Below are 24,989 nucleotides of genomic sequence, written 5' to 3' on the forward strand. Positions count from 1 at the left end.
TCTGACGAGTGTCAATGCTTATCTGCTTCAAGTGGTTAATTACATTGAGTATTTTGCAAATTTCAGTGATAAATCAACCGCTTGTTTGGTACGAGCGAGGACGCTCGCACCATCGGGGATAAAAAATGATAAAGTTATTTTTTATTGTGTTTTTTCGTTGTTATATAATTTTCTTACTATTTATGTTTTTTGGGGTTTTTCTTATAAGAAATATTCTAAATGTTATATATGCAGGCGAATTAATTATATTTAAAAAACTTTCAATTATTGAAGTGGCATTAATAACTTTGCCTACACTTTTTGGAAGTATTGTCTTAGCTATATCAGCAGTGGTAAGTTATAGGAATAGTTTATCAAGAGGAAAAATAATAGAGTGTTATGAGAACACACCCAAAAACAGAAAGTCATCTTTAAAAGAATGGTTAGTCATTATAGTAGGGCTAACATTATATTATGTTTATCATAAATAATGGGACTGTAGTAGATTAGCCCTCGATAGTACTAGCGTTCACGCTAGTGATATTTAATATAAGTTACAAGCGGTTAATTATGCTAAATATTTTGCAAATTTTAGAAACGTAAATATGAATAACATCCATCAAGTTATTTTTAGCAAATCCACACAACAGTTTGTTGTGGTATCTGAACTTGCCAAATCAGCCGGAAAGCCCAAAGCTGTTTCAGCCAGTTCAGAGGATATTATTTCTATTTTGCAAAATTTTTCTGAAAAACGACCGCTTGGTACAACAGATACCCAAACCAACCGAAGCGATAACAAAAGCAACCGTTGGAATGTTGGGGTTTTTGTGGGTAAATCACAAGGCGCCACTGGCTTTGGTGTGGAGGGTGCAGTGAATGTCGGCAAAGGGCATTCCAACAGTGATTCCACCGTTCAAAACTTGACGGAGATTAACAGCGACAGCCTAAAAATCAAAGCTAAAGAGACGACTACGCTTAAAGGGGCGGTCGCAAATGTTAAGCATTTATCACTTGATACGAAAAATCTGCATATTGAAAGTGTGCAAGACACAGAAAAATATGACAGCAAACAGACCCAAGGGGGCGTAAGTGGCTCGGTGGCCATTTATGGCAGTGGATGGGGGCTATCTTCACAGGCAAGCCAAAACAAAGCCAAGGTCAACTATGCCCAAGTCAATCAACAATCTGGCTTTAACATTCAAGAAAACGCCAACATTAATGTGCAAGAAAACACGCATATCAAAGGTGGAATGATTAATGCTCAAGGCGACAAAGCAAACCACCAAATGACAACTGGCACACTCACCACGGAAGAGATTGAGAACCGCAGTGATGTGAAAGTCAGCTCGGTCTCAGTGAGTATGAGTTCGGATATGTCGAAAATAGCCACTTCTGCAATGGGGGCCGCATTAAGTGCATTGGGGAATATGCGTGAAAGCGAACGCAGCCAAACCAAGGCAGCGATAAGCAGTAATATCCATCTCAGTATTACCGATAGCGAAGCCCAAAAACAGAAAACAGGCAAAACCGCAGAAGAGACACTCCAAAGCCTCAACCGAGACACCGCAAACGCCAATCAAGCGGTCAAAAAAGCGGATTTAGTTGCAATTCAGGAGAAACAGGAAACGGTACAAGTTATTGGAGAGCTCTCTCAATCTTGGACAAACCGCTTAGTGCAACCGCATTTAGAAGAAGCGAATAAAAAACGCCAACAGGCAGAGCAACTTGAAAAATCCAATCCCGAAAAATCCGCTCAACTTAAAGCAGAAGCCCAAGCAATTGAGGCGGAATACGGCTTAGGCAGCAATCTACAAATGGGCATTCGTGCAGCGACAGCAGCACTGCAACGCTTAGCAACAGGCAATGCCAACCAAGCGGCAGTTGGGTTACTTTCACCTTATGCGAATAAGCTGATAAAAGAGCAAACAGGTGATAACACCGAAGCCAATTTAATAGCCCACACCGTATTAGGTGCAGTGGAAGCCCATATCACGGGCAACAATGCAACAGCTGGTGCGTTGGGTGCATTTACGGCAGAGGCAGCTGCCCCTTACTTAATGCAAGCGCTCTACAATACGGACAACGCTGAAAATCTGACGGATAGCCAAAAACAAAACATTGCAAATCTAAGCCAAATTGCGGCGGGGTTAGCTAGTGGCGTGACTGGGGACAGCACGGCAGACTTTATCTCAGGGGCGGAGATTGGGAAACGGGCAGTGGAGAATAACTATTTATCTCATCGTGATGTTTATGCTTATCAACGCGCACTCAAAAAAGCGATTGAGAAAGGTGAAAGCGTTGAAGAGGTGCATAAGTATTTTAAAGAGTTAAGCGAAAAACAACGTGCGGAATTATTGGCTGATTGTGAGATAGATTGTCGAGTTACCGTGCCACAAACCTTATTAGGTGCAGTAAGTCTTGCCGATGATTTATCAGGCGCATTGAATAGCTGGGTTCAAGGTTTGCCGTTTGAAGAACAAGGCAAATTCTATCAATTGGTTGAAGCAGAAAATCTGAAAACTATTGAAGCGATAAAAGAAAAACAGACTGGGATAGAGAAAGGTATTGAATTGGCGATGGATACTTCTCGATTGTTTACCAAAGAGAATAATCTTAGTAACTCTAATATCCACAGTAATTTTGCGAAGAAAAATACTAAGCCAGATAGAAAGGCTGTTGATATAACGGAGAGAATTAGCGCTCATAAAACCAATAATTTCGTTTTTGATAAAGCTCCTTATCATTCAAAGGTTGGAAATTCTATCAAATCAGCTAATCCAACTTTTGGACAGGAGGTTTTAAATGAATCAATTCAGGTGAAAGCTACTTCAACTAGAAGAGTTGGAGTTGATAAATTAACGGGAGAATATGTAGTTTTTGATCAAACAGAGAAAAATATTTATCACGGTCATGTAAGAAATTGGAATGAATTAACAACAGAGATGAAGAATGCATTGAAAGAAGCAGGTTTAGTTAATGATAAAGGAAAAATAAAATGAGTAAATTAATATATAAAAATTTAGATAAGATTAGTTTTAAAGATGGAATGGTAATATTAACTTCTCCTGAAGTTGAGAATTATATAAAGCATAAAGTAATCTTGTCGTTAGGTATGTACACCGATGAACCTTCTAAAACAAAAGATATATTGTTTTCTTTTTTATCATCTGGAGATGTTGAACTTGAACGCATCTCTCTGTTATCTATATCTCATATGGCTAGAGTTTTTCGTAATATTGATAAAGGAGAACTAATTGAAAAAATCAAAAATATGAAACATAAAGATATTCTTAATGGAACTATAGAAGACGTTTTAGATGATATTTCTATTTTTAATCCTGAAAAATAGAAATTTTGCTATATAAACAGTTTTTGCTACGATTCTTTTCCTGATGGCACTCGTCTCCTGACGGAGTGTTAATTCTTATTGGTTACAAGCAGTTAATATGTTGAGAATTTTGTGAGTTTTAGCTGTAAGTCCACCGCTTGTTTTGGCGAAGACAAGGGAAAAATTAGAGAAGGAATTCGGTAAGGAAAATGTAAAATCTACAACAATTGCTCCAACTGGAACAAGAAATTTAGATTTAGCAAATAAGAGACACCCTAAGACAGGTGTGCCATTTGATAGTAAAGGTTATCCGATTTTTGATGATATAGCTAAATACGATACAAGATTGGAAATTAAATCTTTTAGAGAAGCAAGCTATGTAGAGCAGATGAGAATAGCAACTAAACAATTATACAAGGATTTAGGAGAACAAGGACTGGAAAAGCATTTTAATAAAGAACAGATTAATGCTATTAAAAGTGGTAATAGCAAAATTCCTGGATTTACATAGCATCATCATCAAGATACGGGGCGAATGCAGTTAGTTCCTGAATGGCAACATTCTAAAACAGGCCATATCGGCGGAGATTATATTCAGAAAGGAAAATAATATGTGGAGTATTTATAAAGATGATCACTCAGATCTCAATTTTGCTATTGGATGTTTATTTTGTGATGCGATAAATATAGATGAATTTAAATATTGGATAGAGCTAGTTATATCTAGCTCAAAATTAGAAGATATACCAGCGTATATATATGACATGCTTGATTTTGATGGAGATTTGTATCATATATCAAAGGTCATTGGTTTTGATATTATTAATGATTTATCTAAATCGGAAGAATATAGTATATATGGGATTGCATATTTAAGAAACAATCCTATTTATGAATGCCCAATTGGCAAAGATAGGGCTGTTATTTTACTAAATTCAAATAGATATATTTTAGAAAGATTTGAAAGGTTTTTTCCATTTATAAAAATATAATCTATTTCTGTATTTCTGTATTTCTGGAATTATTAACAATACCCCAGCTAGCACTAGCTTCCACTCTAGTGCCATCTAACACAAATTACAAGCGGTTAATTATATTAGGTATTTTACAAATTTTAGAAACGTAGGTATGAACAACATCCATCAAGTTATTTTCAACAAATCCACTCAACAATTTGTTGTAGTTTCGGAACTAGCTAAATCAGCTGGAAAGCCAAAAGCGGTTTCTGCCGGTTCGGTAGATATTGTTTCCATTTTGCAAAATTTTTCTGAAAAAAGACCGCTTGTTGATTTTTCACTTTCAACAATCGATCAAAAATACCGCCACTTAATTGATGCAGGCGTTACTTTCGCCCAAAAATTCAACTTACGCCCAGGCATTACCCTTTCGCCAAGCCAAGTTGCAAAACTCACCACCGATATTGTCTGGTTTGAAAATCAGTCTGTTCGACTACCAAACGGTAAGGTTGAAACAGTGCTTGTACCGAAAGTGTATGCTATGGCGAAAAAAGGCGATATTACTGGTAATGCTACTCTACTTGTAATAGTTCAATTCCTTGCAACATTCCAAAGACACAACCACATTTAAATCCTTAAACAATCCATTTCAAACTGCATTGGGGAGCGATTTCCTAATGCAGAATGCAGTCGTCTCGGATTGTAAAAATCTTCAATGTATTCCGCCACACAAAGCAATGCTTGCTCGCGTGTCTTAAATCGGTAGCGGTTGAGTTTCTCCACCTTTAAACTGCGGAAAAAACGCTCTGTTACCGCATTGTCCGTACATTTCCCCGCCCTACTTTGGCTATACACCATTTTCGCTTCTGTTAGCACATTCCGAAAGGCTTGGCTGGCTGTATTGGGAGCCGCGGTCTGAGTGGAAAATAACGTCCGCAGGGGGCTTGCGGCGGTGAATGGCAAGTCGCAAGGCTTGAACGCATAAGCGGCTATCTGGCGTATCCGATACCGACCAGCCGACAATTAACCGTGAAAACCAATCAATGACAATCGCCAAGTAGAGCCAGCCCTCATCAGTGGGAATGTAGGTAATGTCGCCTGCCCAAATGGTGTCGGGCATCATTGCACACTGCCCATTTGCACTATTTTCCGCAAAATCGACCGCTTGTTTTCGCCAAACTTTAGCTTTCGGGCACTTGGCTTTTATCTCAAGCTCCCGCATTAAACGGCGAGCTTTAAACCGCCCGATTTTTATCCCTAAATCCGTCACCGCCTGTGATAAACGCCTTGAGCCATAGGTTTCACCGCTTGCCTCAAGGACAGATAACAACGTTTCCTGGCAAGCTCATCAACGTTTGATTAGGTGACGATTTTTCCCAACGATGGCTGGTGGAGCGATTCAACGAAAAACAACGGGACAGTTGTGCGGGGGAAATGCCTTCTCTCCGTAAATCCACCACACAGGATTTCAAGACTTCTCGAGCAAGAAGGCGGACACCTTTTTTAGTAAGGCATTGTCGCTACGCAACGGCTCATTCTCCGCCCGTAAACGCTGAATTTCCCGCTGCTCGGCGAGAAATTGCCGCTTCCAACGATTCAAGGCAGATTGGCTGACTCGCATCATTTTGTACACTTGACTGACGCTATGTTTGCCGTCTAACACCATTTCAACACATTGCTTTTTATACTCAGGGGTAAAAAGTTTAACCATTTTGCTGTTCTCCATTTTGAGAGAATTTATCAAAAATAGTCTTTGGTTTGTTGCAGTGGGTTAGACCATTACAATCTGAGAAAAATCCAGAAAACACAAATTTTTCCTTTCAATCTTGTACCTTTAGCTATATTATAATCAATTGATTTTTTGGGGGCAGAATGCCTGATTTTTTAGTCCTTTTCTTTTTAATTTAAGGGAAAATAATAGTAGATGGAAAAATTAGAAAAAAAAGCTATCATTGAGCTTAAAAATGTAACAAAAAGCTACGGTAGTAAAACGATTCTTAAAAATTTAAATTTAACTATTAATGATGGTGAATTCTTAACAATTTTAGGTCCATCAGGTTGTGGAAAAACAACTGCGTTACGTTTAATTGCTGGATTTGAAGATTTAACAGAGGGTTCAATTATTCTTGATGGGCAAGATGTCTCTAACCTTCCAGCAGAACAACGTCCTGTGAATACAGTATTCCAAAGCTATGCTCTTTTCCCACATATGACTATTTTCGAAAACGTGGCGTTCGGCTTGCGTATGCAGAAAGTATCAAATTCAGAGATTGAGCCTCGTGTAATGGAAGCATTACGTATGGTTCGCTTAGATGATAGAGCACAACAAAAGCCAGCACAGCTTTCTGGTGGTCAGCAACAACGTATTGCCATTGCACGTGCAGTGGTTAATAAACCTAAAGTGTTGTTATTAGACGAATCACTTTCTGCATTAGACTATAAATTACGTAAAGAGATGCAAAATGAGTTAAAAGCATTGCAACGCCAATTAGGCATTACCTTTATTTTCGTTACCCATGATCAAGAAGAAGCATTAACAATGTCTGATCGTATTATCGTAATGAATGCGGGTAAGATAGCACAAGACGGCACACCTCGTGAAATTTATGAGGAACCAAGCAACTTATTCGTCGCTCGCTTCATCGGTGAAATTAACGTATTTGATGCAACAGTAATTGAACGAGTTGATGCAAAAAATGTAAAAGCAAATGTAGAAGGTAGAATTTGCAACATTAAAGTTGAAGATTTGGAAGTTCATCCGAACCAAAAATTAAAAGTATTATTACGCCCTGAAGATATCTTAATTGAAGAGTTAGATGAAAACGAAAGCTCTAAAGCGATTATCGGCCATATTATCGATCGTAACTATAAAGGTATGACGTTAGAGTCTAGCGTGAGGTTAGATCATAACGGTATGAATGTATTAGTCAGTGAGTTCTTCAATGAAGATGACCCCAATATTGACCACGAGGTTGGTCAAAAAGTGGCTCTAACTTGGTATGAAGGCTGGGAGGTTGTGTTAAACGATGAAGGCGAATAACAAATTCCAAAATGGTGCGGTCGCAACTATTTTCGGTTGGTTATTACTTTTCGTATTAGTACCGAACGTACTCGTTTTAATTATCAGTTTCTTAACAGAAAATCGTCAAAGCCAATACTTTGTTGATTTTGCGTTTAGTTTAGATGCGTATAAATCATTATTTAATGATACTTACGCAACCGTATTGTGGAACTCGCTTTATATGGCAGGTACTGCAACGTTTTTCTGTTTAATTATTGGTTATCCTTTTGCGTTGATCATCGCAAAAATGCCTGCAAAATTGCGTCCGTTTTTACTTTTCTTAGTAGTGTTACCTTTCTGGACTAACTCACTCATTCGTATTTACGGTATTAAAATTTTCTTAGGTGTGAAAGGGGTTTTAAATGAAACCTTGCTAGCAATTGGGCTAATCAATGAACCTCTGCGTTTATTAAACTCAGAAATTGCCATTATTATTGGTTTAGTTTATATCCTATTACCATTTATGATTTTGCCACTTTATTCATCAATTGAGAAAATTGATCATCGCTTATTAGAAGCTGCAAAAGACTTAGGAGCAAATGCATTCCAACGTTTTGTTCGAATTACTATTCCACTTACAATGCCAGGAATTGTAGCTGGTTGCTTATTAGTCTTACTCCCGGCAATGGGAATGTTCTACGTAGCAGACTTATTAGGCGGTGGTAAAACTCCATTGGTAGGGAATATTATTAAGAGCTTGTTCTTAAATACTAATCAGTTTGCTTTAGGCTCTGCAGTCAGTATTGCCTTAACTCTTTTAATGGCATTAATGCTTTATGTTTACTACCGTGCGAATAAATTGTTAAATAAAAAGGTGGAGCTTGAATAATGAAAAAGATGTTTAAAAACCTTTTTATGTTAGCGGTGTTTGCGTATCTATATATTCCAATTATTATTTTAGTGCTAAATTCCTTTAATGCAGACCGCTTTGGTTTGAACTGGAAAGGCTTTACTTGGAATTGGTATGAGCGTTTATTCAACAACGACACCCTGGTACAAGCGACAATGAACTCATTAACGATTGCGTTCTTTGCCGCAACACTCTCTACAATTTTAGGTGCACTAACCTCAATTGCACTTTATCGTTACCGTTTCCGTGGTAAAAAATTAGTAGGCGGTATGTTGTTTGTGGTAATGATGTCGCCTGATATCGTAATGGCAGTAGCTATGCTTGTATTATTTATGATCTTAGGTATTAAACTAGGTTTTATTTCGCTCTTAATTGCTCATATTACGTTCTGTTTACCTTATGTCGTAATTGCAATTTCATCACGTTTAAGCGACTTTGATGGAAAAATGTTAGAAGCAGCGAAAGATTTAGGTGCAAGCGAAGTAACGATTTTACGCAAAATTATTTTACCACTGGCATTACCTTCAATTATTTCAGGCTGGTTACTGAGTTTTACGATTTCATTAGATGACGTTATCGTATCCTCATTTGTAACAAGCCCAAGTTACGAAGTCTTACCATTGAAGATTTTCTCATTGGTTAAAACAGGAGTAACCCCAGAGGTAAATGCATTAGCAACAATTATGATTATATTCTCATTAACGCTTGTATTATTAAGCCAGTTAGTAGTAAGAAAAAAAGCATAAACTCATTTGACTAAAATAAAAACCTGACTAGCTATCTTAGCAAATCAGGTTTTTTTATTATTTGTCTTTACATAATTTGCAAATTAATTAGAAAATATGACCGCTTTAGCCATTCACATTTTATACTTAAATTCACGGTTCATTACTATTCATTAATATATAATAAACACTCACAAATCTTTGTGCCTTGCCCTAAAAGAGGGGTTCCACTAATAACGGTTAATTTATGACAACCTACAGGTAAACAGTTAAATTGAATACGATTACGCTTTACCTTACCTGCATCACGCTCACCATTTTCAAGTTCTAACTCCCAAACCGATTGCACTTTTATGGTTTTATCTGAGAAAAAAAGAGGAATATAGACTGGCGAATTTTTAGAAAAAGTTACTTGTTCTGGAACAATTTTACGAGGTGTATTTTGTATTTTGATTGACATAATCTATCTCCTTTAAAGAGAATATCATTATATTGTAATGGCTAGAAATAAAAAAGTGTTGGCATAATATTTAAAACCAACACTTTATAACCTAAATCAAATTTTATTTTATCTCTCTTAGGCATTCTCATTTTTATCATTATAAAATGCACAATAAACTTCTCGCAATACTCACGCACTTATACTTCCATCGCCGAATTACAGGCAGAAATTGAAGAATATGTGGTTTAACAAGCAAAAACGCATTAAATGCGATTTAAAAGGATTGAGCCCAGTACAATACCGAGCTCAATATTTAGTTAATAAACTGTCTAACTTTGTGGTAAATCATACGCAAGCGGTATGAATTTGTTCATTTTTTACCAATTATAATACGTTCACACAGTTTAAGTCTTCAAAAGATTGCTCTAAGCGTTTAGACATAGATTCTTCCATTTTGCGTAACCAAACACGTGGATCGTAGTATTTTTTGTTTGGTGCATCTGGGCCTGATGGATTTCCTAATTGACCTTGTAAGTATGCTTCATTTGCTTTGTAAAATTGAAGAATACCGTCCCAAGCTGCCCATTGGGTGTCTGTGTCAATATTCATTTTGATTGCACCGTAGCTGATTGCTTCACGTATTTCTTCACGGCTTGAACCTGAGCCACCGTGGAACACGAAGTCCAATGATTTCGCTGGAAGATTACGCTCAGCAGATACAAACTCTTGTGATGCGCCTAAAATTGATGGCTTTAATTTTACATTACCTGGTTTATAAACACCGTGTACGTTACCAAATGCTGCTGCAATCGTGAAACGATTACTGATTGGGCTTAATTGGTCGTAAACATATAATACTTCAGACGGTTGGGTATAAAGTTTGGATTCATCTACATCTGAGTTATCAACGCCATCTTCTTCACCACCAGTTACACCGATTTCAATTTCAAGGGTCATACCGATTTTATCCATACGCGCTAAGTATTCACGGCAGATTTCCATATTTTCTTCGATTGGTTCTTCTGATAAATCGATCATATGCGATGAAAATAACGGACGGCCCGTTTCCGCAAAGTGTTTTTCGCCCGCTTCGAGTAAGCCATCAATCCACGGAAGTAAATTTTTTGCTGCGTGGTCAGTATGAAGGATAACAGGCACACCGTATTCTTCAGCTAATTGATGAACGTGTTTTGCACCTGCAATTGCCCCTAATACGTCAGGTCGAGCACCTGAAGTGGGTTTAATGCCTTTACCTGCATAAAATTGTGCACCACCATTTGAGAATTGGACAATCACTGGCGATTTCACTCGAGCGGCTGTTTCTAATACAGCATTTACCGAGTCTGAACCTACGCAGTTTACCGCAGGGATTGCGAAATTGTGCTCTTTAGCATAAGCGAAAACTTTTTGTACATCGTCGCCTGTAACAACACCTGGTTTTACGATATTTAATAATGACATTTTTTGCTTCCTTATATAAAGTGTGAAACACACTGTTAAAATAAATAATAAATAGCGGTCAAATTTGCAAAATTTTTTGCAATTTCAACCGCTTGTAACTCATTAGCCGTTTGCGCGTTTCTCTAAAATTTCGACCGCTGGTAATACCTTACCTTCAACGAATTCTAGGAATGCTCCACCGCCAGTTGAAATATAAGAAATTTTATCTTTAATGCCGAATAAATCAATTGCTGCTAAGGTATCGCCACCGCCTGCAATAGAGAATGCACCGTTTGCGGTTGCTTCAGCAATCGCATTTGAAATCACTTCAGTTCCTTTACGGAAGTTAGGGAATTCAAACACGCCTACCGGGCCATTCCAAAGAATTGTTTTTGAATTGCGGATAATGTCTGCTAATTGTTCTGCCGATTTTTCACCAATATCGAAAATAGATTCTTCTGCTTGCACTTCACTTACCACTTTTTCTGTTGCTGGTGCAGTTTCAGAGAATTCGGTACCGACACGCACATCAACTGGAACAGGAATATTAGTTGCTTGTGCTAAACGTTTTGCTTCAGGGATTAAATCTTCTTCGTATAATGATTTACCAACCGCGTGCCCTTCTGCTGCGATAAAGGTATTTGCAATGCCGCCACCAACGATTAATTGGTCGGCAATTTTTGAGAGAGAGTCAAGAACAGTTAATTTAGTGGATACTTTTGAACCACCTACAATTGCTAACATTGGGCGTTGTGGCTCTTTTAATGCTTTACCTAAAGCCTCTAATTCAGCGGCTAATAATGGACCTGCACAGGCAACAGGGGCATACTCTGCCACACCGTAAGTTGAGCCTTCTGCACGGTGAGCGGTACCAAATGCATCCATTACGAATACATCGCATAATGCTGCGTATTTTTTCGCAAGTTCAGGATCATTTTTCTTCTCACCTTTATTGATACGCACATTTTCAAGTACAACAACTTCATTTTCGTTTACCTCAACGCCGTCTAAATAATCACGGACTAAACGCACAGGAACACCTAAATCTGATGCGTTCAAATAATCTACTACAGGTTGTAATGAGTTAGACTCCTCGAAAACGCCCTCTGTCGGACGACCTAAGTGTGAAGTCACCATTACTTTTGCTCCTTTTTGAAGCGCTAATTTTAACGTTGGAATGGTTGCTACAATGCGAGCATCGGATGTTACTTTGCCATCTTTTACGGGTACATTAAGATCAGCTCTAATAAATAAGCGTTTACCTGCTAAATCAAGATCAGTCATTTTAATAACAGACATAGTTTGTTCCTCTTTTGATTAGAATTTAAAACGTGATAACGCTTGGATTATATCAGCTTCTAATCATTTTGGTCTAACCTAGATCAAATAAATTGATTATTTTTATTCTAAGGAAAATAGCCGCTAGAGAACACGACGCCTTTCTAGGTTATGTCTCAATTTGAAAAATTAGGTACCTAGGTTTTGGGGCAGATCATACAAGCGGTCTTTTTTTATTTATTTTTTACGGTACACTATGACTTTATTTCTCTCTATTAAATATTATGGCATTACTTGAAGTTCAGAATCTGAGCAAGCGTTTTGTTGAACGAACCAGCCTGTTTCATAAACAAGATTTCTATGCGGTAAAAAAAGTTTACTTTACCCTCAACCAGAAAGAAACATTAGCCATTATCGGCGAAAATGGGGCAGGTAAATCCACGCTGGCAAAAATGATTGCGGGTATGGTTGAACCAACTTCAGGAGAAATGATTTTTAGAGGCACTCCACTCCGCTTTGGCGATTACAAATATCGGGCGAAGCATATCCGAATGATGTTTCAAGACCCAAATGATGCCTTTGATCCAAGCTATAATATTGGACAAATTTTAGATGCCCCGTTGCGATTAGCCACGGATTTAAACGAGCAGGAAAGAAATGAGCGTATTTTTAATACGCTAAAATTGGTTGGGATGTACCCCGAGCACGCACTTATTCCAATTTCTGACACCTCGAGCGGGCAAAAACAGCGTATTGCATTTGCCAGAGCGTTAATTTTAGAACCAGAAATTATTATTGCTGATGATACAATTAACTCATTCGATTTCTCAGTAAAAACTCAGCTGCTTAATTTAATGCTCAATGTACAGCAAAAGCAACGAGTCGCTTACATCTATGTTGGGCAAAATATTGGGCTGATTAAGCATATTGCAGATAAAATTATGGTTATGCAAAATGGAGAAGTAGTAGAATATGGTAAAACAAAAGAGGTGCTACTCAATCCTGAGCATCAAATTACAAAAAGGCTGATTGAAAGCCACTTTGGTAAACCACTCACCCAATCGGCGTGGCTTGGTTAAACGTTAAATTAAAAGAGAAGCGTTAAATAACGCTCTCTGATAAAAATAATACCGCTTGTAATTTGTCTACAAGCGGTCAAAAAAGTGATTTATTTTGCAAATTAGTTGATTTCTACCTGCTCTTTTTCTGCACCTAATTCTTCAATTTTGCCAATAATCCAAGCATTCTCGCCAGCCTCTCCGAGAATCTTTAAGGCTTTTTCTGCATCAGTATCAGATAAGGCAATCACCATTCCAACACCACAGTTAAAGGTACGATACATTTCATAACGGCTGATATTACCTTTTTCTTGTAACCATTTAAACACCGCAGGCCATTGCCAACTTGATTCATCAATGACTGCTTTGGCCGATTCTGGCAATACGCGTGGAATATTTTCCCAAAAACCACCACCAGTTAAGTGAGCAATAGCGTGGACATCCACTTCTTCTACTAATTTTAAAACCGATTTTACATAGATTTTGGTTGGTGCAAGTAAATGTTCGCTAAGTCGTTTACCGTCTAATAATTCAGTTGCGGCATCGGTTTTGCTTACTTCTAGCACTTTACGAATCAATGAATATCCATTTGAGTGTGGGCCGCTTGAAGCTAATGCGATTAACACATCACCTGCTTTTACTGCAGAACCATCAATAATATCTGATTTTTCAACTACGCCAACGCAAAAACCCGCTAAATCGTAATCGCCTTCGTGATACATTCCTGGCATTTCTGCAGTTTCGCCACCCACTAATGCACAACCTGATATTTCACAACCATCAGCAATGCCTTTTACAACGCTTGCAGCAACATCAACATCTAACTTGCCTGTTGCGTAATAGTCTAGAAAGAAAAGGGGTTCGGCACCTTGTACTACTAAATCATTTACACACATAGCAACTAAATCTTGACCGATAGTATTATGTTTGTTCAAATCAATCGCTAAACGCAGTTTTGTGCCAACACCATCTGTGCCTGAAACTAAAATTGGCTCTTTGTATTTGGTTGGTAAAGCACATAATGCACCAAACCCACCTAATCCTCCCATTACTTCAGGGCGACGAGTTCGTTTAACATCAGCTTTAATTCGCTCTACTAATTCGTTTCCTGCGTGGATATCAACGCCGGCATCTTTGTAACTAAGTTGTGTGTTGTTCACTTTAACCTCAACAGTAAATGAATAAAAAACGAGTGTATTATAGCATAAGCAAACGTTTGCGAAACGCGGATTTTAAAAGAAATGTCATTATTGATAATATGAATTTAGGGGCAAATTATCATTTACCCCGTCTGATAAAGGATTTTAAACTAATTTCTTCGCAAGCATTGTTGTGAAACGAAGCTGAATACGATTGCCGTGCTCATCAGTTTTGTGCAAATGTCCTAAATCTTCATTGTATTTTACCAATTCCCAACCTTTGTAATAATTTGCTAACTCGCCTTCGGCAAGAGTAAAAGAGAACGGCAATGGACAAGGATAATCCTCAGTGCTCATCGCACAAACAATGAGATTATAACCACCTACTTTAGTATTTTTCTGCATATTTTCGATAATCGCGGGAATACGATCACGATTTAAAAACATCATTACCACAGTTGAAATAACAAGATCATATTCGCCATTTTGATTGCCAATCGTCGCCTCATTAATATCATAAATATCTGCCGTAATGTGCTGAGCGTGCTCTTTTTCTATCATATAATTGAGAAAATCAATGCTTTCCTGATTTTGATCAACTGCCCTAACATCAAAGCCTAATAAATTTAGGTAAAGAGAGTTACGCCCTCGTCCGCAACCTAAATCTAGGGCTTTTCCACCTTTCACATAATTGACGGCATTTAATACTTCAGAGTGGGTGGCGGTGAGATTGTATTTTTTGGCAAAATAATCTTCAGGCTTACAATAAAAAGCGAGCTGGCATTCTAGATCATCAGATAGAGCTTCCACTTTATGCCATAATTGTGGCTCAACCATTGGACGTTGGTGATTGACATCAAAAATATCTTCTTTAATTACCTCACCCTCTTCAGTTAATTCATAGTATTTAAGTGAGCCTTTTAAAATGGTAAGCTTTGCCCAAGTACCTACTTTAGTGTTGTGTTTTTCTTGAAACATTTGTGGTAAGGTCTCTTTTGTCCACACTGGCATTTGTTTATAGCAAATTAAGTTTTCCATTGCGTTTTCCTTTCTCGTTAAAATATAAACGGTCGAAATTTTACCACTTTTAAATAACAGACAATAAAAAATCCGACTAAAAAAGTCGGATTTGATCAAATTTATATGAAATATATTTTATTAATCAATATTCACACATCTAAACTGACGAGCGAAATAAATGAGACTATGGTTTGGTTTTACATCAATATGGCTTATCTCAACGACAAAAATAGTGTGCGTTCCAACTGCATGAGCATCAATAATATTACCTTGCAAAGCAGAAATCGCACTGCGTAAAACAGGCTGATCATCAGAGCCATTATCCCAAATATCCCAGCTAAAACGTTCTTCCATCGTGCTTTCAAGAATTGACGCAAAATGCTTAGCAATATCGGCTTGTTCGTGGCTTAATACATTAATGCAAACCTTCCCATTTTGTTTGATAATATCGTGTACGTGGCTATTTTTATTAATGCAAAACAAAATTGTTGGCGGAGCATCCGTTACTGAGCTAACAGACGACACCGTAAGCCCTGCTTTGCCTGCCACGCCATTAGTCGTCACAATACTGACCGCTGATGATAAATGAGCCATTGCTTCACGAAATTGTAATGAAGCTTCTATTGGTTGAGAAATATCAATGTTCGACATATTTTTCCTTATTATTTATTCTTTCCAAACAACGTGATATTCACGATTTTCTTCATCGTGAGAAATTAAAAAACGGGCAAACACATCGTCCATTTCATCTTGCTCATTAACTAAACCAACCCAGACTTCAGCAAAAGCATCTGGGTCAATTAATGTACCGATTTCCTGATCCCAATCTTCCGAGGTTTCGACCATTTCAACTGCACCTCTCTCTTCAAACTGGAGGTTGAACAGCAAAATATCAGCAGGATCTAAATTTTCGCCCGCCATTTCTAAGAAGATATCGTAAGCAATATCAATTGCTTCATCAGGTGTTAATTTTTTCATATTAATTCTTTGTATTGTTACAAAAATGTTATATAGACAGCCTTTATTCTATATCTTTTAGTTATAAAAAACAAAAAGATTATGTTTGAATTAGGCGACTTACGACCATTCCAGATACTTTCTCTTTTAAAATCTGCCAATCTTCAGGCAAATCTAACGGGCTATGGTTTTTCTCGGTTTCCACATACAAAATCGCATTTTCTGCCAACCAATTGTTTTCTTTTAATAAATTTAATACTTGTGGCACTAAATTTTGATGAAAAGGCGGATCGATAAATACAATATCAAACAACTTGCCACTATTTTTATTTGCGAGATATTGCAAGGTATCGGTCTGAATAACTGTGCTGTTTTCTGTTTTTAGCGTTTGCAGATTTTTTTTTAATTGATTAGCCGCATTTGCAAATTTTTCCAAAAAAATAACCGCTTGTGCTTGACGAGAGAGTGCCTCAAAACCTAGAGAGCCGCTACCTGCAAAACAATCCAAACAGCGAGAATAGGGAATGTCGTGCATTAACCAGTTAAATAGGGTTTCTTTCACACGATCTGTCGTTGGACGCAGCCCCTGTGCATTTAATACAGGCAATTTTCTACCCCGCCACAGACCCGCAATAATACGCACCTCACCCATTTGATGCACCGATTGCGGAGAATTTCGATTTTTTTTCATACTCACTAAAGGAAAATAAAGGATTTTTTTGATAGACTATATAAGTTTAGTCTATTTTCATTATAAATGAGAGAAAAATATGTCAGAGAATAAAAAAGGGTTTTGGTCTTGGCTTGGATTCGGTAAGAAAGAAGAAGCAAAACAGGAAGAGGTTCCACATACACAAGAAATTATTCAACCAGAAGAGCCCGAAGCTGTCGAACGGGAAGCTGAGAAATCATTTTCTGAAAAGTTAGATGATCTTGAACATAACATTGAGCAAAAAGCTGAAGATTTCAAAGAATTTGTTGAAGATAAAGTTGAAGATATAAAATCATTCTTTGATGATGTGGAAGACAAAATTGAACAAACATTTGAAGAAGATAAAGCTGAACAAGCGGTCGAAAATCTACAAAATATTGCCACTGAGCAATTAGATCTCAACGAACAAGAACAAGTCATCTACCAAGTAGAAGAAGTTGCTATTGAGGAAATGCCTACCGATGTGCAAATTCAACAAATGCCAACCATTCAAACCAAATACCAAGAAAAACCAAGTCAGGGCGGTTTTTTTAGCCGTTTAATTCAAGGCTTAATTAAAACCAAGCAAAATATTGGTTCAGGTTTTCGTCATTTCTTTAGCGGAAAAAAAATTGATGATGCGTTGTTTGAAGAGCTAGAGGAGCAGTTGCTGGTGGCAGATTTAGGTATGCCAACAACGCAAAAAATCATCCATAATTTAACCCAACACGCCACGAAAAAGCAGTTAAACGATGCTGATTTGCTCTATCAACAGTTAAAAGTGGAGTTAAGTGACGTTTTAAAACCCGTGGCTCAGCCTTTAGTACTTGAAGAGAAAAAACCGTATGTGATTTTAATGGTTGGGGTAAATGGTGTAGGCAAAACGACAACAATTGGTAAGCTCGCCCGCAAATTCCAAGATGAAGGTAAGTCAGTTATGTTAGCTGCTGGCGATACTTTCCGTGCTGCTGCTGTGGAGCAATTACAAGTATGGGGCGAGAGAAATAATATTCCAGTGGTAGCACAAAATACAGGTTCAGATTCAGCCTCTGTGATTTTTGATGCGATGCAATCTGCAGCAGCAAAAGGGATTGAGATATTAATTGCGGATACGGCAGGTAGGTTACAAAACAAAAATAACTTAATGGATGAATTAAAGAAAATCGTGCGTGTGATGAAAAAATATGATGAAACCGCACCGCACGAAATTATGCTTACCCTTGATGCAGGCACAGGTCAAAATGCCATTAGCCAAGCAAAATTATTTAACGAAGCAGTCGGTTTAACTGGTATTACTTTAACTAAATTAGATGGTACTGCCAAAGGAGGAGTCATTTTTGCTATTGCGGATCAGTTCAATATTCCTATCCGCTTTATTGGCGTAGGCGAGAAAATCGAAGATTTACGTCCATTCAATGCCGAAGAATTTATCGAAGCCTTATTTAGTCACGAGGACGAATACAATGATTAAATTCACCAACGTGAACAAGGTTTACAAAGGTGGTAAACCGGCTTTACAGGGCATTGATTTCCACCTACCCGCTGGAAAAATGGCTTATATTACAGGGCACTCTGGTGCGGGTAAAAGTACGCTACTGAAATTAATTATGGGCATTGAGCGAGCTAATGGCGGACAAATTCTGTTTAACGGTTATGATATTACACGGCTTTCTCATCACGAATTGCCGTTTTTACGCCGTCAAATCGGTATGGTGCATCAAGATTATCGCCTATTAACAGATAGAACTATTTTAGATAACGTTGCACTACCCTTGATTATTTTAGGTATGAATAAAGCAATTGTAGAACGTGAAGCTCGAATCGCACTAGAGCGTGTAGGCTTGGCAGATAAAGCAAATTATCGTCCATTACATCTCTCTGGTGGCGAACAGCAACGTGTAGATATTGCCAGAGCAATTGTACATCGTCCAACGCTTTTACTAGCAGATGAACCAACAGGGAATTTAGACGAAAAGCTCTCGTTTGAAATTTTTCGTTTATTCGAGGAGTTTAATCAAACAGGCACAACAATACTGATTGCGACTCACGATACGAATATTATCTCAAAACGCCCACAGCCCTGTTTAGTGTTGGAACAAGGACATCTTAAATTTTAAGGAAAGATTATGATTCGTTCATTTACTAAATTAAGTGCTCAAACTAGCTACTCGTTAAGAGCAGCTTGGCAAGATTTAATGAAACGTAAGCTAGGTACTTTTTTGACGGTATTAGTGATTGCCGTCTCTCTTACCATTCCAACGATAAGCTATTTACTCTGGAAAAACACTCACATTGCTGCAACGCAATTTTATCCTGAACCACAATTAACGGTTTATTTACATAAAAACTTGACAGAGCATAGTGTAAATACGGTTGTCGATCGAATTCGTGCTTATGAATCAGATAAAATTGCTTCGTTTCATTATATTTCTCGCCAACAAAGCTTAGAAGAATTTCGTTCTTGGTCGGGTTTTCAAGAAGCGTTAGATATTTTAGATGAAAATCCACTGCCTGCAGTAGTAACGCTAAAACCGAAAGCGAATTTTAATCATAATGAGGCGATGATTGAATTACGCAACGGTTTACAACAGATCAAAGGTGTTCAGGAAGTCCGTTTAGATAACAGCTGGTTAGAGAAATTAACAGCCTTAACCTGGCTAATCGCAAGAGTGGCCATTGTTTGTGGATTATTAATGCTGTTAGCTGTCTTTTTAGTGATTGGCAATAGTGTAAGAACCGATGTCGCAACCAGCAAAGCAATGATTGAAGTTCAACAAATTCTAGGAGCAACTGATCACTTTATTGCCCGACCATTTCTTTATACAGGAATGATTTACGGGTTCTTCGGCAGTCTATTAGCAGTATTATTTAGTGCCGTAACGATTAGCTATTTTACAGGTGTGGTTAAATATGTTACGGATATCTTTGTAGTTCAATTTGAATTGAGTAATTTAAATTTTAGCGAAGCGTTTTTCTTAATCGTACTTTGCATATTTATTGGTTGGTTATCTGCCAAAATTGCAACTATGCGAAATATTTTAAGAATCGGTAGTCGATAATCTTTTTAAAATCAAAGCGGCCTATTTTCTCAAATAGCAAAATAATAGATAAAATAGACCGCTTGTTATTTATTCCAATACCATTAAGCCTGGCAGAGTCGCGAAACTTTGCGTTTTTATGGTTTCATTAAAATCATCTAGATAAGCAAGAGCGGCATCTGTTTCACGAATTGCACCATAGAGTTTGCTATATAAACCCTTTTGAGTAATCTTTCTTGCCACTACATAACCTCTATCCAAATAAGGTTTCACTGCCCAATAAGGCAAAGCAGCAATGCCACGACGGCTTGCTACAAGCTGAATAATCGCAATCGTTAATTCACTATTACGGCGAGTAACTTTAATTCCAGCAGGATTTAACACTTTACGCAATAAATCCAGCATATCATCAGGTACAGGGTAAGTAATGAGAGTTTCGTCTTTAAAATCTTCTGCTTCCCAAACTTCTTTTGCTGCAAGTCGATGATCTTTCGAACAAATCGCCACCATTTCATAAGAGAACAGCGGTTTATAGATAATGCCTGCATTATCTTCTTCTTCCGCTACAATTGCGAGATCAGCCCGATGGCTCATCAATAACCCCACTGTATCGGTATGAAAGCCCGATACAATATCCAACTCTACCAAAGGCCAGTGCTGGCGGAAAGTGTCCATTGCAGGCATTAACCAGTCAAAACAGGTATGGCATTCCACTGCAACACGCACTTCCCCAACCTCACCTTGTTTCACACGAGCCAGATCTAAATCCGCCTCAATAACCTGTGGCAAAATATCATAGGCAAGTTTAATTAAGCGTTCTCCCGCTTGAGTGAAACGAATAGGTGAGCTTTTACGTTCAAACAAGGTAAGATCGTACTGATCTTCTAATAATTTAATTTGATGTGAAAGTGCCGATTGGGTTAAATGCACACGCTTTGCCGCAAGGGATACGCTACCGCTTTCTTTTAAAGCAACTAATGTTCGTAAATGGCGGATTTCGAGGAAAATGGGTTTCATAATTTATTCATCTAAAAGTCAAATAAGATGAAAATAATTATAACAAACAAGCGGTCAAATTCTGCAAAAAAATGACAAAATCAGACCGCTTGTATAAATTCTTAAAATAAACTATTGAGTTAATTGCACTAAAATACGGCGTACAGGCTCAGCGGCCCCCCATAATAATTGGTCACCTACTGTGAATGCCGCCAAGTACTCATCTCCCATCGCTAATTTGCGTAAACGCCCTACTGGCACATTTAATGTCCCCGTTACTTTAGCTGGTGTTAATTCACGTAATGTAGCTTCTTTATCGTTTGAAATAACTTTAACCCACTCATTATGCGCAGCAATAATTTGCTCAATTTCCGCTAGTGGCAGATTTTTTTTCAGCTTAATCGTGAAGGCTTGACTGTGGCAACGCAATGCACCAATACGCACGCACAAACCATCAACTGGAATAGGGTTATCGCTTAAACCTAAAATTTTGTTGGTTTCGGCATAGCCTTTCCATTCTTCTTTTGTTTGCCCTGTTTCAGGTAATAATTTGTCAATCCAAGGAATTAAGCTACCGCCTAATGCTGCACCAAAATTTTCTGTTGGGAAATCGCAAGAGCGCATTTTTTCCGTGACTTTACGTTCAATCTCCAAAATTGAAGAAGCAGGATTTGCTAATTCAGTCTCAACAGAATCACGCAATTCACCCATTTGTGAAAGTAATTCACGCATATTTTTCGCACCAGCACCAGAAGCAGCTTGATAGGTTGCAACAGAAACCCACTCCACTAGATCTTTTTCAAATAAGCCACCAATTGCCATAAGCATTAAACTGACAGTACAGTTACCCCCTACAAACGTTTTAATTCCGTTTTTTAAGCCTTCAGCGATAACGTGCTGGTTTACCGGATCTAATACGATAATTGCATCATCTTTCATTCGTAAAGTGGAGGCTGCATCAATCCAATATCCATTCCAGCCACTTTCTTTTAACTTTGGATACACTTCGGTTGTATAATCACCACCTTGGCAGGTTACAATGATGTCTAATTTTTTGAGTTCTTCAATATCAAAGGCGTTTTTTAATTCACCTGCCTCTTTACCACCAAATACAGGGGCTTTTTGACCTGCTTGCGATGTTGTAAAAAAAATTGGATTGATATTGGCAAAATTATTTTCTTCTACCATACGATCCATTAATACTGAACCGACCATTCCACGCCAGCCGATAAAACCTACGTTTTGCATTGTGTTTGCTCCTAAAAAGTTATTGTTATTAAAACTCGAATAGATACAGGATTTTAACTTAAAAATCAATATTTTTATTGACCACGTTTTATATCGCTGTACAAGCGGTCATATTTTTAAAAAAATTTGCAATCACTTAATTAAACAACGCAAATAATTCACCGACTTTAATCCTAGAATCTACTTTCTGCCCAATTGAGCGTTGAACTTGTACTTCCGTAATTTTCGCCGATTGATAGAGCAAGCGAGTAAAATCAGTATCGTGATTTGAAATCAATACAGGAATTCCCTGATCTTTCATTTCTTGAGCTAAATTTGCCAAACGAGTTTGCTGTAATAAGCTAAATCCCCCGCCTGCATATTGGGTAAAATTGCTCTCTTGCAATAAAGGAGCATAAGGAGGATCACAATAGATAGCACAATCTATTAAGCTATTTTTTACCATCTCAAAAACCTGTTCAAAATCTGCACAAATAAAAGTTGCTTTCTGTGCTTTTTCTGCAAAAAAATGTAATTCTTTTTCTGGGAAATAATGTGTTTTATAACGCCCGAATGGCACATTATACCTTTTCTTTTGGTTATAACGACAAAGCCCATTATAACCAAAACGATTTAAGTAGAGAAAAATCACCGAGCGGCGAAAAATATCTTTAGAACGATTAAACTCGGCACGACGTGCTTTATAAAAGGCTTCTGTATTTGCTTGAGGGTGTAGAAAAAGTAATTTTGCTTGAGCGATATAATGCTCAATATCTGCTTTTACTACATTGAATAGATTGATTAAGTCAGGATTAATATCAGCTAAAATATAGTGTTCAAAGTCAGTATTAAGAAACACCGAGCCAGCACCAACAAAGGGCTCTACCAAGTAAGCCTTTTGGGGCAAATGTGTCTGAATATCTGGAATTAGGCGATATTTACCGCCAGCCCATTTTAAAAAGGCTCGGTGTTTAGAATGGCTCATTTAATTTCGCTGAGTAAAACGCTCAATAGCTGCTAATACTTGCTCTTCCGTTGCTTTTGCAAAAACATACGCTTGCCCTAGCGATTTCAGTAAAACTAAACGCAATTGACCACATTGCACTTTCTTATCCCGCCACATATAAGGCAAGTACTCCATAGGCTCCATACCATCTGGCGAAATGGTGGGTAAATTTGATCTCGCCAGTAATTTTTCTAAACGAGCGACATCTACCTCTGTTAAATCACCAAGAATATGCGATAAAGCAGCAGCTTCAAGCATTCCAACAGCGACGGCCTCACCATGTAGCCATACACCATAGCCCATTCGAGCTTCAATAGCATGACCGAAAGTATGCCCAAGATTAAGTAAAGCACGCTCACCTTTTTCTGTTTCATCACGAGCAACAACATCTGCTTTTAATTGACAACAACGTTGAATACAATATTCAAGCTCATCTTGTTTTAATCTAACTAAACCATCAATATGGCTTTCTAGCCATTCAAAAAAAGCAATATCAAAAATGGCACCATATTTAATAACTTCTGCTAAACCTGCACTCACTTCTCTTTTTGGTAAGGTGTGAAGTGTGTTGGTATCAATAATCACCGAAACAGGCTGATAGAAAGCACCAATCATATTTTTGCCAAGAGGATGATTAACGGCTGTTTTACCGCCAACCGAGGAATCAACTTGTGCTAATAAAGTAGTAGGGATTTGAATAAAACGAATGCCACGCTGATAAGAAGCCGCCGCATAGCCCGCCACATCGCCAATGACTCCGCCACCTAAAGCAATTAAAGTGCTATCACGGTTGTGATTTTTTTCTAACAATGCAGTAAAAATTAGGTTCAATGAATCAAGCGTTTTATGTTCTTCACCATCCGGAATTAATACAGAATCTACTTTGCAGCCTAATTTAGTTAAAGCTTCAGTAACAAGACTAAGATAATACTCAGCAACCGTTGGATTGGAGACAATCATCACTTTATCGCCTGCTTTTAAAGGGCTATAGCTATTAGGATTCTTGAGTAACCCTTCACCAATAGTAATTGGATAACCTCGTTCTTTCAGTTCAACATTAACTTGTAACATAACTTAGCTCCTGCTTTTCAAGCCTTATTTACTGTAAATTATCCATCATATCAATAATTTGGTTTGCGACTACTTTTGCACTTTGTTCATCCGTGTGGATAGTAATATCTGCAATTTCTTCATAAAGAGGGTTACGAATCGCTGCCAGATCTTCAAGGGTTTTACGTGGATCTTCGGTTTGCAATAACGGGCGTTTTTTATCACGCTGAGTACGCTCGAATTGTTTATCTACTGTTGTTTCTAGATAGATTACAATCCCACGAGCTGATAACACATTGCGGTTATCTTTTGATAAAATAGAACCACCGCCCGTTGAAAGCACAATACCATAATTTTGCGTTAATTCATTTAGAATACGCTCTTCACGTTTTCGAAAACCAGCTTCTCCCTCAACATCAAAAATCCAATCAATATCTGCACCAGCTCTTTCTTCGATAATACTGTCAGAATCTAAAAATTCCATACCCAATGTTTGAGCAAGCTGACGACCAATTGTGCTTTTTCCAGCACCCATCGGCCCAATTAAAAAAATATTACGTTTTTCAGCCATTATTTCTTCTTCTATTATTAAAATTTATAAACATCTGATTTGTGAAATTAAAAGAAAAAATGACCGCTTGTTATACAAGCGGTCTGATTTCTTATAAAAATTGCAATAAAATTGATTTATTGACTAAAGAATATACAAATAAACTCACAAATCGCCCAAAGTAAAATTGGTCGTTAT

The 24,989-nt window shown here is 37.7% G+C and carries 29 protein-coding genes and 3 pseudogenes; 16 read left to right on the top strand and 16 right to left on the bottom strand.

Annotation, left to right across the window (positions count from 1 at the left end; genetic code table 11):
* The first annotated feature begins 125 nt into the window (after positions 1 to 125).
* The 8 genes and pseudogenes from GM698_RS01785 to GM698_RS10745 all read left to right on the top strand — a co-directional run.
* Complete coding sequence (locus GM698_RS01785) at positions 126 to 470, top strand: hypothetical protein (protein WP_176812358.1); 345 nt, start codon at positions 126 to 128, stop codon at positions 468 to 470.
* A 114-nt stretch (positions 471 to 584) separates the two neighbouring features.
* A complete protein-coding gene (locus tag GM698_RS01790; protein ID WP_209289573.1) occupies positions 585 to 2,978 on the top strand; it encodes a VENN motif pre-toxin domain-containing protein in 2,394 nt (797 codons plus the stop codon).
* Positions 2,975 to 3,328 (top strand): hypothetical protein, encoded by a 354-nt coding sequence (locus GM698_RS01795; RefSeq protein WP_176812352.1) that lies wholly within the window; start codon positions 2,975 to 2,977, stop codon positions 3,326 to 3,328. The genes GM698_RS01790 and GM698_RS01795 overlap by 4 nt, the downstream gene beginning before the upstream one ends.
* Before the next feature lie 142 nt (positions 3,329 to 3,470).
* A complete protein-coding gene (locus tag GM698_RS10730) occupies positions 3,471 to 3,818 on the top strand; it encodes an HNH endonuclease (RefSeq protein ID WP_202880332.1) in 348 nt (115 codons plus the stop codon).
* Between the two features lie 9 nt (positions 3,819 to 3,827).
* Positions 3,828 to 3,917, top strand: a pseudogene (locus tag GM698_RS10735) (HNH endonuclease); the annotation flags it as partial.
* Between the two features lies 1 nt (position 3,918).
* On the top strand, positions 3,919 to 4,299 hold the full coding sequence (locus GM698_RS01810) for a hypothetical protein (protein ID WP_176812351.1): 381 nt from the start codon (positions 3,919 to 3,921) through the stop codon (positions 4,297 to 4,299).
* 136 nt (positions 4,300 to 4,435) lie between these two features.
* Positions 4,436 to 4,546 (top strand): annotated as a pseudogene (locus GM698_RS10740) (ESPR domain-containing protein); the annotation flags it as partial.
* An 84-nt stretch (positions 4,547 to 4,630) separates the two neighbouring features.
* Positions 4,631 to 4,846 (top strand): annotated as a pseudogene (locus tag GM698_RS10745) (hypothetical protein); the annotation flags it as partial.
* A gap of 44 nt (positions 4,847 to 4,890) precedes the next feature.
* On the opposite strand, the gene GM698_RS01820 reads toward GM698_RS10745, so the two are convergent.
* From GM698_RS01820 to GM698_RS01830, 3 genes are all read right to left on the bottom strand, one after another.
* On the bottom strand, positions 4,891 to 5,121 hold the full coding sequence (locus GM698_RS01820) for an IS3 family transposase (RefSeq protein WP_176812349.1): 231 nt from the start codon (positions 5,119 to 5,121) through the stop codon (positions 4,891 to 4,893).
* On the bottom strand, positions 5,111 to 5,593 hold the full coding sequence (locus GM698_RS01825; RefSeq protein WP_209289574.1) for a DDE-type integrase/transposase/recombinase: 483 nt from the start codon (positions 5,591 to 5,593) through the stop codon (positions 5,111 to 5,113). Before GM698_RS01825 ends, GM698_RS01820 begins: the two co-directional genes overlap by 11 nt.
* Positions 5,594 to 5,731: 138 nt before the next feature.
* Complete coding sequence (locus GM698_RS01830) at positions 5,732 to 5,974, bottom strand: transposase (RefSeq protein WP_176812855.1); 243 nt, start codon at positions 5,972 to 5,974, stop codon at positions 5,732 to 5,734.
* Between the two features lie 213 nt (positions 5,975 to 6,187).
* Here GM698_RS01830 and potA point away from each other — a divergent pair, with 213 nt between their 5' ends.
* The 3 genes from potA to potC are packed head-to-tail and all read left to right on the top strand — an operon-like array spanning position 6,188 to position 8,920.
* Entirely contained in the window at positions 6,188 to 7,303 is a 1,116-nt protein-coding gene (gene potA, locus GM698_RS01835) for a spermidine/putrescine ABC transporter ATP-binding protein PotA (RefSeq protein ID WP_176812347.1), read from the top strand.
* Positions 7,290 to 8,153: a spermidine/putrescine ABC transporter permease PotB gene (gene potB / locus GM698_RS01840; protein WP_176809742.1), complete on the top strand. Its 864-nt coding sequence runs from the start codon at positions 7,290 to 7,292 to the stop codon at positions 8,151 to 8,153. Before potA ends, potB begins: the two co-directional genes overlap by 14 nt.
* The gene (gene potC, locus GM698_RS01845; protein WP_176809741.1) at positions 8,153 to 8,920 is read left to right on the top strand and encodes a spermidine/putrescine ABC transporter permease PotC; all 768 of its coding nucleotides are present in this window, start codon (positions 8,153 to 8,155) and stop codon (positions 8,918 to 8,920) included. Before potB ends, potC begins: the two co-directional genes overlap by 1 nt.
* A 145-nt stretch (positions 8,921 to 9,065) precedes the next feature.
* On the opposite strand, the gene GM698_RS01850 is transcribed toward potC, so the two are convergent.
* Positions 9,066 to 9,359 carry a hypothetical protein gene (locus GM698_RS01850; protein WP_176812346.1) on the bottom strand — a complete coding sequence of 98 codons (294 nt, stop codon included), beginning with the start codon at positions 9,357 to 9,359 and terminating at the stop codon, positions 9,066 to 9,068.
* Positions 9,360 to 9,579: 220 nt separating this feature from the next.
* On the opposite strand from GM698_RS01850, the gene GM698_RS10750 reads away from it, so the two are divergent.
* On the top strand, positions 9,580 to 9,705 hold the full coding sequence (locus tag GM698_RS10750; protein ID WP_159629305.1) for an IS3 family transposase: 126 nt from the start codon (positions 9,580 to 9,582) through the stop codon (positions 9,703 to 9,705).
* A 20-nt stretch (positions 9,706 to 9,725) separates the two neighbouring features.
* Here the strand turns inward: GM698_RS10750 and fbaA are convergent, their stop codons facing one another.
* Together fbaA and GM698_RS01865 are read right to left on the bottom strand one after the other, a co-directional pair.
* Positions 9,726 to 10,802: a class II fructose-bisphosphate aldolase gene (gene fbaA, locus GM698_RS01860; protein ID WP_159629304.1), complete on the bottom strand. Its 1,077-nt coding sequence runs from the start codon at positions 10,800 to 10,802 to the stop codon at positions 9,726 to 9,728.
* A 102-nt stretch (positions 10,803 to 10,904) separates the two neighbouring features.
* Positions 10,905 to 12,080 carry a phosphoglycerate kinase gene (locus GM698_RS01865; RefSeq protein ID WP_176812344.1) on the bottom strand — a complete coding sequence of 392 codons (1,176 nt, stop codon included), beginning with the start codon at positions 12,078 to 12,080 and terminating at the stop codon, positions 10,905 to 10,907.
* Between the two features lie 263 nt (positions 12,081 to 12,343).
* On the opposite strand from GM698_RS01865, the gene GM698_RS01870 reads away from it, so the two are divergent.
* Entirely contained in the window at positions 12,344 to 13,138 is a 795-nt protein-coding gene (locus GM698_RS01870; protein WP_176808065.1) for an ATP-binding cassette domain-containing protein, read from the top strand.
* Positions 13,139 to 13,239: 101 nt separating this feature from the next.
* Here GM698_RS01870 and purM read toward each other — a convergent pair whose 3' ends face one another.
* From purM to rsmD, 5 genes are all read right to left on the bottom strand, one after another.
* Complete coding sequence (purM, locus tag GM698_RS01875) at positions 13,240 to 14,277, bottom strand: phosphoribosylformylglycinamidine cyclo-ligase (protein ID WP_209289575.1); 1,038 nt, start codon at positions 14,275 to 14,277, stop codon at positions 13,240 to 13,242.
* A 144-nt stretch (positions 14,278 to 14,421) separates the two neighbouring features.
* Positions 14,422 to 15,294, bottom strand: coding sequence for an SAM-dependent methyltransferase TehB (gene tehB / locus GM698_RS01880; RefSeq protein WP_176808064.1), 873 nt, complete (start codon positions 15,292 to 15,294; stop codon positions 14,422 to 14,424).
* Positions 15,295 to 15,414: 120 nt separating this feature from the next.
* A complete protein-coding gene (gene hpaC, locus GM698_RS01885; protein ID WP_176808063.1) occupies positions 15,415 to 15,927 on the bottom strand; it encodes a 4-hydroxyphenylacetate 3-monooxygenase, reductase component in 513 nt (170 codons plus the stop codon).
* Between the two features lie 15 nt (positions 15,928 to 15,942).
* Positions 15,943 to 16,254, bottom strand: coding sequence for an HI1450 family dsDNA-mimic protein (locus GM698_RS01890; RefSeq protein ID WP_006252147.1), 312 nt, complete (start codon positions 16,252 to 16,254; stop codon positions 15,943 to 15,945).
* Positions 16,255 to 16,333: 79 nt separating this feature from the next.
* A complete protein-coding gene (gene rsmD, locus GM698_RS01895) occupies positions 16,334 to 16,924 on the bottom strand; it encodes a 16S rRNA (guanine(966)-N(2))-methyltransferase RsmD (RefSeq protein ID WP_159629298.1) in 591 nt (196 codons plus the stop codon).
* A gap of 79 nt (positions 16,925 to 17,003) precedes the next feature.
* Here rsmD and ftsY point away from each other — a divergent pair, with 79 nt between their 5' ends.
* Genes ftsY through ftsX form a run of 3 tightly spaced genes read left to right on the top strand, consistent with a single transcriptional unit; the run spans position 17,004 to position 19,983 of the window.
* Positions 17,004 to 18,395 carry a signal recognition particle-docking protein FtsY gene (ftsY, locus tag GM698_RS01900; RefSeq protein WP_176809736.1) on the top strand — a complete coding sequence of 464 codons (1,392 nt, stop codon included), beginning with the start codon at positions 17,004 to 17,006 and terminating at the stop codon, positions 18,393 to 18,395.
* On the top strand, positions 18,388 to 19,041 hold the full coding sequence (gene ftsE / locus GM698_RS01905; RefSeq protein WP_176809735.1) for a cell division ATP-binding protein FtsE: 654 nt from the start codon (positions 18,388 to 18,390) through the stop codon (positions 19,039 to 19,041). Before ftsY ends, ftsE begins: the two co-directional genes overlap by 8 nt.
* Positions 19,042 to 19,050: 9 nt before the next feature.
* Complete coding sequence (gene ftsX, locus GM698_RS01910; RefSeq protein ID WP_176808060.1) at positions 19,051 to 19,983, top strand: permease-like cell division protein FtsX; 933 nt, start codon at positions 19,051 to 19,053, stop codon at positions 19,981 to 19,983.
* 69 nt (positions 19,984 to 20,052) lie between these two features.
* Here ftsX and GM698_RS01915 read toward each other — a convergent pair whose 3' ends face one another.
* From GM698_RS01915 to aroK, 5 genes are all read right to left on the bottom strand, one after another.
* The gene (locus GM698_RS01915) at positions 20,053 to 20,979 is read right to left on the bottom strand and encodes a LysR family transcriptional regulator (RefSeq protein WP_176809733.1); all 927 of its coding nucleotides are present in this window, start codon (positions 20,977 to 20,979) and stop codon (positions 20,053 to 20,055) included.
* A gap of 111 nt (positions 20,980 to 21,090) precedes the next feature.
* Positions 21,091 to 22,206, bottom strand: a complete 1,116-nt coding sequence (gene asd, locus GM698_RS01920; RefSeq protein WP_176812339.1) for an aspartate-semialdehyde dehydrogenase — start codon at positions 22,204 to 22,206, stop codon at positions 21,091 to 21,093.
* Positions 22,207 to 22,342: 136 nt separating this feature from the next.
* The gene (locus GM698_RS01925; RefSeq protein WP_209289576.1) at positions 22,343 to 23,170 is read right to left on the bottom strand and encodes a Dam family site-specific DNA-(adenine-N6)-methyltransferase; all 828 of its coding nucleotides are present in this window, start codon (positions 23,168 to 23,170) and stop codon (positions 22,343 to 22,345) included.
* A complete protein-coding gene (gene aroB, locus GM698_RS01930) occupies positions 23,171 to 24,262 on the bottom strand; it encodes a 3-dehydroquinate synthase (protein WP_209289577.1) in 1,092 nt (363 codons plus the stop codon).
* A gap of 28 nt (positions 24,263 to 24,290) precedes the next feature.
* Positions 24,291 to 24,812, bottom strand: a complete 522-nt coding sequence (gene aroK / locus GM698_RS01935; RefSeq protein ID WP_159629290.1) for a shikimate kinase AroK — start codon at positions 24,810 to 24,812, stop codon at positions 24,291 to 24,293.
* Positions 24,813 to 24,989 lie beyond the last annotated feature (177 nt).

Origin of the sequence: Mannheimia sp. ZY171111, from assembly GCF_017750945.1 — a bacterium.
Taxonomy (GTDB): Bacteria; Pseudomonadota; Gammaproteobacteria; order Enterobacterales; family Pasteurellaceae; genus Mannheimia; species Mannheimia pernigra.

Bases quoted from the DNA above. Each gene is read 5' to 3' on its own strand.
- GM698_RS01870 (WP_176808065.1), top strand. From the start codon at position 12,344: ATGGCATTACTTGAAGTTCAGAATCTGAGCAAGCGTTTTGTTGAACGA.
- ftsE (WP_176809735.1), top strand. From the start codon at position 18,388: ATGATTAAATTCACCAACGTGAACAAGGTTTACAAAGGTGGTAAACCG.
- GM698_RS01795 (WP_176812352.1), top strand. From the start codon at position 2,975: ATGAGTAAATTAATATATAAAAATTTAGATAAGATTAGTTTTAAAGAT.
- GM698_RS10750 (WP_159629305.1), top strand. From the start codon at position 9,580: ATGTGGTTTAACAAGCAAAAACGCATTAAATGCGATTTAAAAGGATTG.
- ftsY (WP_176809736.1), top strand. From the start codon at position 17,004: ATGTCAGAGAATAAAAAAGGGTTTTGGTCTTGGCTTGGATTCGGTAAG.
- GM698_RS01785 (WP_176812358.1), top strand. From the start codon at position 126: ATGATAAAGTTATTTTTTATTGTGTTTTTTCGTTGTTATATAATTTTC.
- potB (WP_176809742.1), top strand. From the start codon at position 7,290: ATGAAGGCGAATAACAAATTCCAAAATGGTGCGGTCGCAACTATTTTC.
- GM698_RS01810 (WP_176812351.1), top strand. From the start codon at position 3,919: ATGTGGAGTATTTATAAAGATGATCACTCAGATCTCAATTTTGCTATT.
- GM698_RS01830 (WP_176812855.1), bottom strand. From the start codon at position 5,974: ATGGTTAAACTTTTTACCCCTGAGTATAAAAAGCAATGTGTTGAAATG.
- asd (WP_176812339.1), bottom strand. From the start codon at position 22,206: ATGCAAAACGTAGGTTTTATCGGCTGGCGTGGAATGGTCGGTTCAGTA.
- GM698_RS01925 (WP_209289576.1), bottom strand. From the start codon at position 23,170: ATGAGCCATTCTAAACACCGAGCCTTTTTAAAATGGGCTGGCGGTAAA.
- GM698_RS01890 (WP_006252147.1), bottom strand. From the start codon at position 16,254: ATGAAAAAATTAACACCTGATGAAGCAATTGATATTGCTTACGATATC.
- hpaC (WP_176808063.1), bottom strand. From the start codon at position 15,927: ATGTCGAACATTGATATTTCTCAACCAATAGAAGCTTCATTACAATTT.
- tehB (WP_176808064.1), bottom strand. From the start codon at position 15,294: ATGGAAAACTTAATTTGCTATAAACAAATGCCAGTGTGGACAAAAGAG.
- aroK (WP_159629290.1), bottom strand. From the start codon at position 24,812: ATGGCTGAAAAACGTAATATTTTTTTAATTGGGCCGATGGGTGCTGGA.
- GM698_RS01865 (WP_176812344.1), bottom strand. From the start codon at position 12,080: ATGTCTGTTATTAAAATGACTGATCTTGATTTAGCAGGTAAACGCTTA.
- aroB (WP_209289577.1), bottom strand. From the start codon at position 24,262: ATGTTACAAGTTAATGTTGAACTGAAAGAACGAGGTTATCCAATTACT.
- GM698_RS01790 (WP_209289573.1), top strand. From the start codon at position 585: ATGAATAACATCCATCAAGTTATTTTTAGCAAATCCACACAACAGTTT.
- GM698_RS01850 (WP_176812346.1), bottom strand. From the start codon at position 9,359: ATGTCAATCAAAATACAAAATACACCTCGTAAAATTGTTCCAGAACAA.
- GM698_RS01820 (WP_176812349.1), bottom strand. From the start codon at position 5,121: ATGGTGTATAGCCAAAGTAGGGCGGGGAAATGTACGGACAATGCGGTA.
- GM698_RS01915 (WP_176809733.1), bottom strand. From the start codon at position 20,979: ATGAAACCCATTTTCCTCGAAATCCGCCATTTACGAACATTAGTTGCT.
- potC (WP_176809741.1), top strand. From the start codon at position 8,153: ATGAAAAAGATGTTTAAAAACCTTTTTATGTTAGCGGTGTTTGCGTAT.
- rsmD (WP_159629298.1), bottom strand. From the start codon at position 16,924: ATGAAAAAAAATCGAAATTCTCCGCAATCGGTGCATCAAATGGGTGAG.
- potA (WP_176812347.1), top strand. From the start codon at position 6,188: ATGGAAAAATTAGAAAAAAAAGCTATCATTGAGCTTAAAAATGTAACA.
- ftsX (WP_176808060.1), top strand. From the start codon at position 19,051: ATGATTCGTTCATTTACTAAATTAAGTGCTCAAACTAGCTACTCGTTA.
- fbaA (WP_159629304.1), bottom strand. From the start codon at position 10,802: ATGTCATTATTAAATATCGTAAAACCAGGTGTTGTTACAGGCGACGAT.